The organism is Pararhodobacter sp. SW119 (genome assembly GCF_017811755.1).
GTDB lineage: Bacteria > Pseudomonadota > Alphaproteobacteria > Rhodobacterales > Rhodobacteraceae > Pararhodobacter.
The window spans coordinates 13136-26504 of sequence record NZ_JADDJF010000026.1 but is presented as its reverse complement, the minus strand read 5'-3'; the positions used below and the strand labels follow the sequence as shown (position 1 = coordinate 26504).

The window sequence follows — 13369 nt, the reverse complement described above, 5'->3', positions numbered from 1 at the left end:
CGGGAGAAAGATGACAGAACCGTCACCCCCCCCTCGGACGATCGAAGCGCGCCTGCGCGCCGCGCTTCCCGATCTGACACGGGCCGAGCGGCAACTGGCCGCTTACATGCTGAATTCCTATCCGGTCGCAGTCCTGGGCTCGATCGCCTCGGTGGCGCGTGGGGCGGGCGTATCGGCGCCGACGGTCGGGCGCCTGCTGCAGAAACTTGGGTTCACCGGTTATCCCGAGTTCCAGGCACAACTGCGCGAGGAAGTGGGCGAGCGCCTGGCCTCGCCCCTGGCCAAGCACGAAAAATGGGCACAGACCGCGCCCGACGCCCATGTCCTCGACAGTTTCGCCGGGCGCGTGGTCGAGGATCTGACCGCAACGCTGGGCCAGATCGACCGGGCGGGGTTCGACACGGTCGCCGGTCTGCTGGCCGACGCGGACCGCCGCATCACGCTGATCGGCGGGCGGCTGACGCAGGCCATCGCCGGCTATTTCCAGACCGCGCTCCGGATCATGCGCGACGATGTCGTGCTGCTGTCCGCGGTCCCCTCGACCTGGCCGCCGGTGCTGCTGGACATGCGCCCCGGCGATGTGCTGGTCGCCTTCGATATCCGCCGCTACGAGCCTCCGGTACAGCAATTCGTCGAGCTTGCCCGCGCGCGCGACGCCCAGGTGGTGCTGATCACCGACCGCTGGGTCTCGCCCGCCGCCGCGCATGCCCAGCACCTGATGCCCTGCCATATCGAGGCGCCCTCGGCCTGGGACACGCTGACCGCGCCCCTGATGCTGGTCGAGGCGTTGTTGACCGCCGTGCAGCGCCGCGACCGGCCGGGAACGCTGGCCCGGCTGGAGAAGCTGGAAATCATGTACGAGGACGCGCGCATCTTTCGACGCTCGCGTCAGGGTTGAGCCGCGCGCAGAACCGGCATAGGGTCCCATTTGCGATTGGTTGAAATCGGCCCAGCCGCACCCCAGATATGGCGGGAACACGGGCCAATACCACCACCATCTCCGGCCCGCAGAGCTTATCGAGGATCCCGATGACCGCAGAACTCAACGCCTATCCCGTCCTGCCGTTGCGCGACATGGTGGTTTTCCCCCACATGATCGTGCCGCTTTTCGTCGGTCGCGACAAATCTGTGCGCGCGCTCGAGGCGGTGATGCGCGACGACAAGCCGATCCTTCTGACCACACAGATCGACCACGCCGCCGAGGATCCCGGCTTTGACGGGATGTTCCGGGTCGGCGTGCTGGCCAGCGTCCTGCAACTGCTGAAGCTGCCCGACGGCACCGTCAAGGTGCTGGTCGAGGGGAAATCGCGCGTGCGCATCGATGAATTCCTGGAGAACGACGCACATTTCGAAGCGACCGCCGAGGCGCTGGAGGAAACACTGGGCGATGCCGAGGCAGTGTCCGCCCTCATCCGCTCGGTCGCCGACGATTTCGAACGCTACGCCAAGATCAAGCGCAACATCCCCGAGGAAGCGCTGACCGCCGTGTCCGAGGCCAGCGAGCCCGGCAAGCTGGCCGACCTGGCCGCCGGCCATCTGGGCGTCGACGTCCCGCGCAAGCAGGACCTGCTGGAAACGCTGGATATCGCGCAGCGGCTGGAAAAGGTCTTCGGCCTGATGCAGGGCGAAATCTCGGTCCTGCAGGTCGAGCGCAAGATCAAGTCGCGCGTCAAGACCCAGATGGAGCGCACCCAGCGCGAATACTACCTGAACGAGCAGATGAAGGCCATTCAGAAGGAACTCGGCGAAGGCGAGGACGGTCAGAACGAGATCGCCGAGCTTGAGGAGCGTATCCGCAAGACGAAGTTCTCGAAGGAAGCGCGCGAGAAGGCCGAGGCCGAACTGAAGAAGCTGAAGTCGATGTCGCCGATGTCGGCCGAAGCAACCGTCGTGCGCAACTATCTCGACTGGCTTCTGAACATCCCCTGGGGTGTGAAGAGCCGCGTCAAGAAGGACCTGAACCGCGCGCAGAAGGTGCTGGACGACGACCACTACAGTCTGGAAAAGGTCAAGGAACGGATCGTCGAGTATCTGGCGGTCCAGTCGCGCTCGACCAAGCTGCGCGGCCCGATCCTGTGCCTCGTCGGCCCGCCGGGCGTGGGCAAGACCTCGCTCGGCCGCTCGGTCGCGCGCGCCACGGGACGCGAATTCATCCGCATCAGCCTGGGCGGCGTACGCGACGAATCCGAGATCCGCGGCCACCGTCGGACCTATATCGGCTCGATGCCCGGCAAGATCATCCAGTCGATGAAGAAGGCCAAGACCACGAACCCGCTGATCCTTCTGGACGAGATCGACAAGCTCGGCCAGGACTTCCGCGGCGACCCGGCCTCGGCCCTGCTGGAGGTGTTGGACCCCGAACAGAACAACACCTTCTCCGACCACTACCTGGAGGTCGAATACGACCTGTCGAACGTGATGTTCATCACCACGGCGAACAGCTACAACATGCCGGGGCCGCTCCTCGATCGGATGGAGATCATTCCGCTCTCGGGCTACACCGAGGACGAAAAGGCCGAGATCGCCAAGCGCCACCTGATGCCCAAGGCGATCAAGAACCACGGGCTGAAGAAGGGCGAGTTGTCGCTCAGCCACGACGCGCTGCAGGGCACGATCCGCACCTACACGCGCGAAGCCGGCGTGCGGAACCTTGAACGCGAACTGGCCAAGCTCGCGCGCAAGGCGGTCACCCGCATCCTGAAGGACGGCGAGAAGCAGGTCAGCGTCACCGGCGAGAATCTCTCCGACTTCCTTGGCGTGCCGCGCTACCGCTTCGGCCTGGCCGAGAAGGAGGATCAGGTCGGCGTCGTCACCGGCCTTGCCTGGACGCAGGCCGGCGGCGACCTCCTGCAGATCGAGGCGCTGAAGCTGCCCGGCAAGGGCCGGATGAAGACCACGGGCAAGCTGGGCGACGTGATGAAGGAATCGATCGACGCGGCGAATTCCTTCGTCCGTTCGATCGCGCCCAACATCGGCGTGAAGCCGCCGCGCTTCGACACGTTCGACATCCACGTCCACGTCCCCGAGGGCGCGACGCCCAAGGACGGGCCTTCGGCGGGCGTGGCGATGGTGACCTCGATCGTCTCGGTCCTGACGGGCATTCCTGTGCGCAAGGACATCGCCATGACTGGCGAGGTGACGCTGCGCGGCAACGTGCTGCAGATCGGCGGGCTGAAGGAGAAACTGCTGGCGGCACTCAGGGGCGGCATCAAGACCGTGTTCATCCCCGAGGAAAACGCCAAGGACCTGCCCGAGATCCCCGACAACGTGAAGGAGGGGCTGACGATCATCCCCGTCGCGAACGTGCGCGAGGTGATCGAACAGGCGCTGACCCGCCGGCCCGAGCCGATCGAATGGGACCAGGCCGCCGAAGACGCCGCGCAGGCCGCCCGCGCTGCGGCGCGCGAAAAGGACACGAACGGCGCGACCGCCCACTGATCCACGGTCGCCTGCAAAGGACAAGGGCGCGCCCCCGCGGGCGCGCCTTTTCGCTGCCCGCCCCTTGCGCCGCCCGAAGGCCGGCGATAAATACCCGGCGCAAGGGGGCGATTAGCTCAGCGGTAGAGCGCTTCGTTCACATCGAAGATGTCGGCGGTTCAAATCCGTCATCGCCCACCATGCTACATTGAGTTTCGCCCGTCCGCGACGTGCGCTTCGGTTCTACGAACCCGGGGGCGGGCGAGCGAAGCACGGCGCTGACATCTGCCGCCGTGACGCCGCAGCGGATCGACCGCGCGGGCCTACCCGCCCCGGTTCACTGGCCTTGATGCCGGCGCCCAATGTTCCATTTCCCAGGCATGTTCATTCTCAGCCGCAGCACTGTCTTGAACCCGGACGCGTTGGACATACGCTGGTTGCCGCGAAAATTCCTTGGCCGAACGACGCTCTGGCCGCGCGAGGGCGGCGCGCGTCTATGGTTGCGCCTGCTCTTCGAGATGGAGTTGCCGCGCTACCTGATCGCGCTTTCGCCGTTCGTCATCGCCATCTTTGTCTGGCGCGACCATGCGCTGGCCATCGCCCAGGCGCCGATCCCGATGCTGATCCTGATCTATCTGGTAGAGGCGCGGTTCCTGCGCGCGGGACCTTCACAGCGGGCGCGACTGATCGGACCGGACGATGCCGATCGCGCCCTCGATCTGCTGCGCGCCCGCGCCCGGAGCATCCTCACGCGCATCGCCGCCGCGCGCGGACTGGTCGCCGGCCGGCTGCATCTGGTGATCGAGCAGTCCGATCTCATGCGCGTGCCGGTCCTGACGCTGGTCTCGGTTCAGTCAGAGGACGGCCCGACACTTCTGAACCTGTCCCCCACAGAGCGCGCTCTGATCGCAGAAACCCTCTTCGCCGCGCCGCTGAGCGAGCGGTTGCTGCAGCATGTCGGCATCGCGCGCAAGATCGAGCTTCACGATCTGACCCTGGAGCCGGCGCAAGTGTCGGCCCACGCGCGCCTCGCCGCCGCGCGGGCGGCGCGTGCAACCGAGGCCAAGCAGCCCGTTGCCGATGGTTCAGCGCGCAAGTGACAGGACGCGCCCGAAGGGCGCGGAGGGCGGGTCGGGCTGCGGTGCCGCCCAGATCACGGGAAAGCGTGGGCGGCACGCGCCGATGGGGCCGTCCATGTCGGTCAGGATCACCAGCGCCGACGGCGAAAGGGCGGCAGCGCGCGCCAGAACCGGTGCGAAGTCGGTGCCGCCGCCCTCGGGCAGCGCGAGCGACCGCAGCTCGGTCTGCCAGCTGGCCGGATCGAGCGGTCTGTCGATGCGGATCTGCTCATCAAAGACCAGAAGATGCAGCGCGCCCTGCATCCGGCGGGTCACGCCGGTCACCTCGGCCAGAAGAAGCCCCACCGCGTCCGGCGCGATCGAGCCCGAACAGTCGAGCGCGAGAACCAGCCGCGGCTGCCGGACGAGGCCCATCTGACGCGGCTGCCAGGGGGGCGGGGCGCCGCCGTCCTGAAGCGCGCGCGCCGTCTGCGCCAGCCAACTTCGTGCCGGCCGGAATGGGTTCGGCTCGGGCCGGTGCACGGTGGCACGCGCCAGAAGGCGGCGCAGGACGACCTCCCATGGGGTGCGCGAGCGCGGCAGATCGGCAAGCCGCAGGCTGATCGCGCCCAGCCCAAAGCCCGCCGCCCGGCCCAGGGCCAGCGCGCGGGCCAGGTGCGTACGCCATTCGGCGCCGTCATTTTCTTGTCCGGCGTCTTCCCCTGCCCCACGCGCCCGGGACCCGACACCCTCCTCGGCACGCAGATCCGCTCGCAAACCCTGGTCCTGGGCGTAGCGGCGCGCCCCGCCCGCGCCATCCGGCGCCTGCGCCAGCAGGTGGTAGAGCCGCTCGCAATCCCATTCCGCGAGCGCGTGGGGTGCGCCGTCCTTCGCATTTCCCGCGCCGAGACGGTCCAGAAGACCGCTCAGGGTGACCGCCGGACGCGGCAGCGCGTGACCGGCGGCGAGGATCACGTCGTTGGTGATCGCGTCGCAGGCGATCTGCCAGAGTTCGGCATCGAACCGCTCGCCCAGTCGCAGCGCCATATCCGCCATGCGCGCCGAATGCTGGAGGCTGACATGCAGGACGTGATGGCCCGCCAGCCCGATCTGCTCGTGCAATGCCAGCGCCTCGAACGCGGCGCCATAGCGGATCTCGCTTCCTTCGGTTTCGGCCGGCACATCCGGCAAATCCGCATCGCGATGCCGACACCAGAGCGCGAGGGCCGAGAGCGCCGGATCCACTTCGGTCAGGGCCCGCAATGCGGCGGTGGCACGGCGGGAATGGCGGCTCATTCCAGCCCTGCCGCGCGCCGTTCGTCGGCATAGGCGGCGTAGGCGGGCGAGTCGAGAAACGCGTCCTGCCAGCCCCGGTCCAGCGCCTTCCGGATCAGCAACTCGAAGCCATGCGTGCAAAGCTCGGCAGTCGGCATCGCCGCGCAAGGTCCGCCGCGTTTGGCGCTTAGGTCACGGATCTCCGCCATGATCTCGATGATCTGCGGCAGGCGCGGCGCGTCGGCGCGGTTGATCAACGCGTAGACCAGCGCGCTGAGCCCGTGCATCGAGGCCGGGTAGAGCGCCAGCCGCTCACGGCCCGCGCAGGCGAGCATGTCCTCCAGTTGCACCGTCGCCGCGATCTCGTCCGCGACGAGCAGGAATTCCGCCGCCACCGCCTCGCCCAGCACGCCGGCGATGGCGATGTTGCGCAGGCGGCGGTCACCCATCGCCCCCATCAGCGCCGAGACCCGCGTCCAGGATCGCGGCGTGCAGGCGATCACGTCACCCCGTCGCAGCGCCCACTCGATCGTGTCCAGAAGGTCCGGCCGGGTGCGGATGAATGCGATCACCGCGGGGTCCAGCCCTTGCGGCACGGCATGACCCGCCAGCCAGTCGTCGGCTTCAGCGATGAGGTTGAGGTGGATCAGTCGATCGCTGAGCGCGGTGCCCATTTCATAGGCGATCGCCCCATCCTCGATCGTATTGCCCGCGGCCACCACGAAGCAGCTATCCGGCAACTGATGCGGCCCCACGCGTCGCTCCTGCAGCAGCCCGTAGACGGTGGGTTGCAGCAGCGGCGAGGCGGCGGTGAGCTCGTCGAGAAACAGCACCGAGGGTAGCGACGGGTCGTCCGGCAGATCCTCGGGGCGGAACCAGACCGTGCGCCGCCGCTCGAGGTCGAAGAAGGGAAGGCCACGCAAGTCCTGCGGCTCGATCGTTGTCAGGCGCAGATCGAAAAGCCGGGCACCGATACGCGTGGCAAGCGTCTGCACGATTTCGGTTTTTCCGATCCCGGGTCGTCCGTGCAGCATCCAGCTTGCCAGCAGCCCGCCCTGCGACTGCGCGCGCCATCCTGCCTGCAACAGGTCCAGCGCCTGTCCGGCGGGTATCGAAGGGGCATTGATCATGGGCGTGCGGCATCCGTTCCGGTGATTCCACTAACATCGGGCACGCGCCGGGTTTGGCAAGTTCAGACGCTGTATCACGCCAAGGTGTTCGGTCAGATCCGTCTACGCACCTTTCAGGGCGGCGTCGGTCGCAGCGATCGGCGCAGCGGCGCGGCAATGCCGAGCATCGGGTGCACTTGCCCGGCGACCCAATACATCGCCAGCAGCCCGGCACCGGCGGCGACGAACAGGCCCTGGACCGGCGCGACCAGCAGCACCAGCGTCCCGATCCCGGGCGTGAGTATCCCCGACACATCGCGGAAGCTGGAATAGACCGCCGCCATCTCGGTGCGTTCCGAGGGTTTCACCGCCATCAGAAACGGCAGCCCGCCCGCCACGTCGAGCAGGATCAGAAAGCAGGAGGCGAGCACCAGCGACGCCACCACCGCGACGGGAACGGGCAGGACCCCCGCCAACAGAAAGCCCGCGCTGGCCATCAGAAAACCGGTCCGGACGGCGCGCCTGACCGATCCCCGCTGCACCCAGCGCAGGATCAGGGGCGTGGTGAACAGCAGCGCGTTGGTCAGCGAGACCGCGGTGCCGCCCAGACGTTCCGGCAGGCCGTTCTCGATGGCGTCGATCGGCAGGTAGACGATGTAGACCCACCATCCGCAGGACCGCAGCACCGCGAACATCCAGCCCGCGATCAGCCGTGGCTGGGCGGCAAACCGGCCCAGAAACGCCAGCGGGTTCGGTGCCGGCGCCCGGGCACGCGCGATCAGCTTGCCGTTACCCAGCCGCAGCCACCAGAAGACGCCGATCAGCACCAGCGCAAAGGCCCCGCCCAGCAGAAACGGCGCCGGCGCCCAGACCTGCCAGAGCAGGACGCCGGTCACCGGCCCGGCGCTCCAGGCGAAGGCCGAGTAGAACATGCGCAAGGTTTCGGTCCGGCCCAGTTCGACCTTGGCGATGTAGTCGAGCACATAGGCATTGAGGCAGACAAAGCAGGTGACCGTGGCCAGCGTGCAAAAGAGCAGCGCCGGTATCACGAAGAGCCCGCCCATACTGCCCAGCCCGCAGCCCAGCACGTAAAGCCCCGCGCCGAAGGTATAGAGCCAGCGCCGCGGCACGACCCGGTTGATCCAGGGCAGCAGCAGCCCGAAGACCAGCGAGGTCACCCCGACCGCAAGATAAACCGCCGAGACCGTCCGCGCGTCGCCCAGCTGCGAATAGAGCGCCAGCGGCAGCACCGACAGCAGCGTGCCGCGGACCAGCGCCTCGATCCCCGACAGCGTCGCGAAGGCGCGGGCCGAGGGCGTGCGGGCCACGCCGGCGGGCGGGTGGCGCAGCCATTCGGGAACGGCGCGTTCGAGCATCAGGAACCTCCTGCGCCTGACCACACCACGCCCGGTTCGCGCTGTCGCGCGGGTTCGCGACAACGAGCATGTCGAAATTGCACAAGTTCAGGGACGTGGAGGTCCAGACCCACGACCAAGCTTTCCGGGAGAGCGCGCCGTCCTACCTCAGCGAAAACTCAAGGAGCTGAAATGACCCTCTTCGTCCTCATCTGCGTCACCGGCCTGATCTTCCTGATCGCCGACGCTATTATGCTGCCCAAGGTGATCAAGCCGCTGTTCGAGCGGCATCTGGGCGACGCGATCCTCAGGAACGTCCGACCGCTGCCAGCAGGCCTGTTCTACGTCCTCTACATGGCCGGGGTGATCTGGTTCGCGGCATGGCCCGCCTTGTTGGCCGATGCGCCCGCGCTGGCGCTTCTCAACGGCGCGCTCCTCGGCCTCGTGGCCTATGGCACCTATGAACTCGTCAGTTGGACCGTGATGCGCAACTGGCACCCTTCGATGGTGGCTGTCGACATGGCCTGGGGCACGTCCCTGACAGCGCTCTCGGCCTGGGGCGGGGTTCTGGCCGCGCGCCAGTTCGGGTGACGGTCCTGCGCGCGATCGGCGGGCAGCGAGGGCCCAGTCGCTGGCCCTCCGCCGCTAGCCGCTTTCCTGTATGGCGCGGGCCCTTTCAAGCAACAGCCGCACTTCCAGCGCCGAGGCTGCTTCGATGGCAAAGGCGGGATCCGGGACAGCCCCGGGATCTTCCTGGTGGTCGGAGATCTCCAGCAACGATTCGATCCGTCGGGCGGTGTCGTCGCCGGCCTGCGCCATCATCTGGGCAAGCAGGACGGCCAGAACCTCGCGCTGGCCGTTCAGTCGGCCTTCGAGTTCCGGTGGAGACATGGTGGGCATGAACTGACCTTTCCGCGATTGGTGAATCCGGCAACAGGCCCAGCATCTCAGTCTCCAACCCGCACGACAAGCGGCGCGCGTACCCGCGGATTGATCTTCCCGGAACCATCGGCACCAATGCACAGAACCAAGGCGGAGGCGGCGCCGTCGGAAGACGGTCAACCGACCGAAAGCGCGCGATGCGGCGTCAAGAGTTGCAATGACGGCACCAGGGACATATTGAACATGTAAAGAAAACACTGAAGGAAGGCAGGTCACGTCCGACATGGCATTCAGGGACGGTTTCCGAGAACTCGCGCATGTCATGTCGATCATGGCGGGCGCGGTTACTTTTGGCTTTATTGCATCCTGGTTGAAGTTTCCTCTGCCCTGGATGCTGGGCGCGCTGGTGTTCTCGGCCTTTGTGCGGCTGCTCGATCTTCCTGTGCGTGTTCCGGTTCAGACCCGGCAACTGGGGCAGATCCTGGTCGCCAGTTCGGTCGGCCTGTCGTTCACACCGCAGGCGCTTCAATTGATGGGCACCCTGGCCATTCCTATGCTACTGGCGGCTTTGCTGACCGTTCTGCTGAGCTTCGGCGTCGCCGCCGTGCTGATGAAGATCACCCGTGTCGGCGCCAGCACGGCGATCCTTGCGACCCTGCCGATGGGGCCGGTGGAAAGCGCGATTCTGGCCCGGAAGCACGACACGGCGCCCGGGCCGGTCGTGTTTGCCCAGACGATGCGCATCGTCCTTCTTGTCGTCCTGATCCCCCCGCTGATCGTCTTGCTGGATGGCAGCGTGGCCGATCCGGTCGCGGTGCTGAGCGGGGCCGAATGGTCGACGCTGGGCGCGGTCCTGCTGTTTGCCTTCGGGCTGGCGGGTGCCCTACTGCTGAAATTCCTCCGGCTGTCGAACCCGTTCTTTCTGGGGGCGTTGGGGGGCGCGGCCATTGGCGCCGTGCTGGACCTGCCGGTTTCCTCCTATCCGTATGTGGTTCTGGCCGGCGCCCAGATCTTCCTGGGGATCTGGCTGGGCGCGGTCATCGACAGGGATCTGCTGCGCAATGCGCGCGGCTTCCTGCCCGGGTCGATCCTGACCTCCATCCTGATGATCTTCCTCTGCGCCCTCATGGGCGTTGGCTTGACCTGGGCATCGGGTCAACCCTGGCAGGTGATGGTTCTGGCGACGGCCCCCGGCAGCGTCACCGAAATGGCCCTGACCGCCAAGATACTGCAGGAGGGGCTGGCCGTCGTGACCGCCTTCCACATCGTGCGCATCTTCATCATCCTGCCTTTTTCCGCCCCGATCGTGGCTCAGGCGCTCCGCTTGCTGGCCCCAGCGCAGAAATGACAGGTCGCCGTCGACCTTCGGCACCTCACCAAATTACCCGCGCGCGCCTGCCCCCCGTCATGGGCGCGCGGGAACGTCGCCAGCGGCAAGCCATTCCCAGCCAAAGGCCGAAGCTGCTAAAGGCAGGGTCATGACGCTCGATCGACCGCTGAGACACCGTTGCCCATGACCCCGCGCGCCATGCCGAACCCCTGGCTCGTGCTGACCGGGCTGGCGCTGGGTGTGCTGGTGACGAACGGCTTCGGGCGGTTCGCGTACGGGCTGATCCTGCCCGCGATGCGCGACGATCTTGGCTGGAGCTATGCACAGGCCGGCTGGCTGAACACCGCGAACGCGATGGGCTATCTGCTGGGCGCGGTGGCCACGCTCATGCTGCTGCGCTGGGTCGATGCCGGCCGGCTCTTCGCCTGGGGGCTGGTGGCGACGGCGCTGTCGCTGGTGGCGACCGGTCTCGTACCGGATCTGTGGTGGCAGAGCCTGTGGCGGTTCCTCACCGGCGTGGCGGGGGCGCTGTCCTTCTCCACCGCGGGGACGCTGGCGGCGCGGCTTTTCGCCGACAATCCGCGCCACAACGCGCTCGGCATCGCGATTCTCTTCGGCTCGGGCGGCGGCATGGCAATCGTGCTGTCGGGGGCGACCCTGCCGGCATTGATTGCCATTCAGGGCGTCGCCGCCTGGCCCTGGGCCTGGATCCTCGTCGGCGGGCTGAGCCTCGCCTGCCTGCCGCTGGCCCTCTGGGCCGCGCGCGCGGCCGAGCCCGCGTCGCTGCCCCATCGCGCCGGCGCCGATATCCCCTTGCGGCGCATGCTGCCGGAACTCGCCGGCTACGCCTCCTTCGGTCTGGGCTATATCGTCTATCTGACGTTCCTCTCGGCCTGGATGGCCGAGCGGGCGGTGCCGGTGCTGCAGGTGGCGTTGGTCTGGGTGCTGCTGGGGGCCTGCATCACCTTGTCGCCACTGCTCTGGCGCGGGGTTTTCGCGCGTCAGGACGGCGGGGTGCCGCTGGCGCTGGTACTGGCCGGCATCGCGGTCGGCTCGGCGTTGCCGGTGCTCTGGCCGGGTCCGGTGGGGTTGATCGTGTCGGCGACGGTCTTTGGCGGATCGGTCTTCATGGCCCCGGGCGCGGTGACGAACTTCACGCGCCGCAACCTGCCGCCGGCCGCCTGGGCGCGCAACATCAGCCTCTTCACCGTGGTTTTCGCCTGCGCCCAGACGGTCGGACCCTGGGCGGCGGGCCTCCTCGGCGACATCTCGGGCAGCATCGGCATCAGCCTGCTGGCCGCCGCGGCCGTGCTGGGCGCCGGGGCGCTGGTCGCGCTGCTCCAGAAGCCGCTGTAACAGGACCCGACACCGTCCCCGCTACTGTATCCCGCCCGTCACCAGCGCCGGGTCGGTCCCGTGTCCACATGGATGAAGCGCCGATACCGCCCCAGCCCACCGTGGGCGAGTGTCAGGGCGTGCTGGTGGAGCGCGCTGGCGCTCAGGCGCGGATGCGCGATGTCGAGCGCGCGCCCCGCCATATGCAACGAGTTCCGCGCGCCATTGCGCAAGCGCCGGTTCGTGTCCGCGGTCCGGAACCCGTGCGTGAGGATCAGCGGCTCCTCTGCCCCGGCAAGGGACTGAAGATCGGCAACCAGGTCCAGCAGCCGTGGATCCATGTCGCCCGCCACCCCGGCACGCAGGTCCCGGGCGAACAGCGCAAACTGCTCCAGCGCGGCCGCATGATACCCGTCGTCGTTGCGATAGACCTCGTTGAAGACCTCGCCGGTACGCTGGTGCACCATCAACAGACGGCGTTCCCCGGCGGGCGGGTCGCGGCGCAGGAACGGGATGGCGGCCGCCGGCGTGGCGCCAAGGCAACTCGCGCCGATCAGTCCGGCCGAGGCCGCAAGAAGGAAGCCCCTGCGCGTGGGGTTTGGGCCGTTTGACGGCATCGATCTCTCCGGTGAAGCGTCCGTTACATGGCGCGGGCTGTAACCCGAAGTGCCAGGGCAATGGCATGGGCGCGGCGGTCACAGAACCGTGTCGGCGGAAGTCCACCGAGAACGCAGGTGGCGTTCCCGGCCACCGCGCCCAGGCGGTTGCCAGTGCCCTTCCGCGCCGCCACCGGTGGCGAGCTTCAGGTCAGGACCACGGACCGGGACGCTGAACACGCCATCGGGCACCGACCGGCCACTCGACACGGCCGGTGCAGCAAGCTAGCACCGGGGGCATTGGGGGTGCGTGGCACTTGACGGCGATGGGGATCGACATGGGCATATCCCGCCTGTTCTGGCTTCTGGCGATCCTGTCGCTTTGCGCCTGCGCGGCGTCGTCGCCGCAGGAACCCCCTGCCCCGGACCGGCGCGAGGTCGTCGCGCTTTCCGACGCGATCCTCGCCCTCGGCCCCGGCGTCGACCCCGAGGAGGCCGAGCGCGCCGCGCGCATCGCCTTCAGCTACAGCCGGCAGCTCGCGCGCGAATATCGCATCACCGATCCGCCGCTGATCCACAACGCCAAGATCAACCTCGGGCTGCGGGAGCGCGGCCTCTGCTACCACTGGGCCGAGGATATCGAGGCCCGCCTGCTGGAGGAAAACTTCAGGACGCTCGTCCTGCACCGCGCGATCTCCCCCGACCGCCCGTTCCGGATCGAGCACAGCACCGCCGTCATCAGCCGAAAGGGGGACGGCCTGCACGACGGCGTCGTGCTGGACCCCTGGCGGATGGGCGGCAGGCTCTTCTGGTCGCCGGTCAGGGAGGACACCGCCTACGACTGGCAGCGCGCCGCCAAGGTCCTCGACGCGCGCTGGCACGCGAGGGAGGCACGACGGCAGCGCGCGACCGCGTCGCCATGACGAGGCGGAGGGCGCAGAACCAGCACCGCTCGCCCGGACACCGACTGCGGCAACCGTTTGCCTCGCAACGCGCGCGCCCCACCTGAAGG

12 protein-coding genes and 1 tRNA gene are annotated in these 13369 nt (G+C 67.9%); 8 read left to right on the top strand and 5 right to left on the bottom strand.

The window, feature by feature from the left end:
• Positions 1-10: 10 nt before the first annotated feature.
• The 4 genes from IM708_RS14055 to IM708_RS14040 all read left to right on the top strand — a co-directional run bounded on the left by IM708_RS14055 (position 11) and on the right by IM708_RS14040 (position 4517).
• Positions 11-898, top strand: a complete 888-nt coding sequence (locus IM708_RS14055; protein ID WP_209427202.1) for a MurR/RpiR family transcriptional regulator — start codon at positions 11-13, stop codon at positions 896-898.
• Between the two features lie 131 nt (positions 899-1029).
• The gene (gene lon / locus IM708_RS14050) at positions 1030-3438 is read left to right on the top strand and encodes an endopeptidase La (protein ID WP_209427201.1); all 2409 of its coding nucleotides are present in this window, start codon (positions 1030-1032) and stop codon (positions 3436-3438) included.
• 105 nt (positions 3439-3543) lie between these two features.
• Positions 3544-3618, top strand: a tRNA-Val gene (locus IM708_RS14045).
• Between the two features lie 236 nt (positions 3619-3854).
• On the top strand, positions 3855-4517 hold the full coding sequence (locus IM708_RS14040) for a hypothetical protein (RefSeq protein WP_245243198.1): 663 nt from the start codon (positions 3855-3857) through the stop codon (positions 4515-4517).
• Here the strand turns inward: IM708_RS14040 and IM708_RS14035 are convergent.
• The 3 genes from IM708_RS14035 to IM708_RS14025 form a co-directional block, all read right to left on the bottom strand.
• A complete protein-coding gene (locus IM708_RS14035) occupies positions 4503-5771 on the bottom strand; it encodes a VWA-like domain-containing protein (RefSeq protein ID WP_209427200.1) in 1269 nt (422 codons plus the stop codon). The two genes, IM708_RS14040 and IM708_RS14035, sit on opposite strands and share 15 nt — an antisense overlap.
• On the bottom strand, positions 5768-6880 hold the full coding sequence (locus IM708_RS14030; protein WP_209427199.1) for a MoxR family ATPase: 1113 nt from the start codon (positions 6878-6880) through the stop codon (positions 5768-5770). Before IM708_RS14030 ends, IM708_RS14035 begins: the two co-directional genes overlap by 4 nt.
• A 113-nt stretch (positions 6881-6993) precedes the next feature.
• Positions 6994-8235: an MFS transporter gene (locus tag IM708_RS14025; RefSeq protein WP_209427198.1), complete on the bottom strand. Its 1242-nt coding sequence runs from the start codon at positions 8233-8235 to the stop codon at positions 6994-6996.
• Positions 8236-8406: 171 nt separating this feature from the next.
• Between IM708_RS14025 and IM708_RS14020 the strand changes: the two genes are divergently transcribed.
• Positions 8407-8805 carry a DUF2177 family protein gene (locus IM708_RS14020; protein WP_209427197.1) on the top strand — a complete coding sequence of 133 codons (399 nt, stop codon included), beginning with the start codon at positions 8407-8409 and terminating at the stop codon, positions 8803-8805.
• Between the two features lie 54 nt (positions 8806-8859).
• Here the strand turns inward: IM708_RS14020 and IM708_RS14015 are convergent, their stop codons facing one another.
• Positions 8860-9114, bottom strand: coding sequence for a hypothetical protein (locus tag IM708_RS14015; protein WP_209427196.1), 255 nt, complete (start codon positions 9112-9114; stop codon positions 8860-8862).
• 265 nt (positions 9115-9379) lie between these two features.
• On the opposite strand from IM708_RS14015, the gene IM708_RS14010 reads away from it, so the two are divergent.
• Both IM708_RS14010 and IM708_RS14005 read left to right on the top strand, forming a co-directional pair.
• Positions 9380-10444: an AbrB family transcriptional regulator gene (locus IM708_RS14010; RefSeq protein ID WP_209427195.1), complete on the top strand. Its 1065-nt coding sequence runs from the start codon at positions 9380-9382 to the stop codon at positions 10442-10444.
• 165 nt (positions 10445-10609) lie between these two features.
• The gene (locus IM708_RS14005; RefSeq protein WP_209427220.1) at positions 10610-11782 is read left to right on the top strand and encodes a YbfB/YjiJ family MFS transporter; all 1173 of its coding nucleotides are present in this window, start codon (positions 10610-10612) and stop codon (positions 11780-11782) included.
• Positions 11783-11820: 38 nt separating this feature from the next.
• On the opposite strand, the gene IM708_RS14000 is transcribed toward IM708_RS14005, so the two are convergent.
• Positions 11821-12378, bottom strand: coding sequence for a DUF882 domain-containing protein (locus IM708_RS14000; RefSeq protein ID WP_209427194.1), 558 nt, complete (start codon positions 12376-12378; stop codon positions 11821-11823).
• Positions 12379-12695: 317 nt separating this feature from the next.
• On the opposite strand from IM708_RS14000, the gene IM708_RS13995 reads away from it, so the two are divergent.
• Positions 12696-13280 carry a hypothetical protein gene (locus IM708_RS13995; RefSeq protein WP_245243197.1) on the top strand — a complete coding sequence of 195 codons (585 nt, stop codon included), beginning with the start codon at positions 12696-12698 and terminating at the stop codon, positions 13278-13280.
• The last annotated feature ends 89 nt before the right edge of the window (positions 13281-13369 follow it).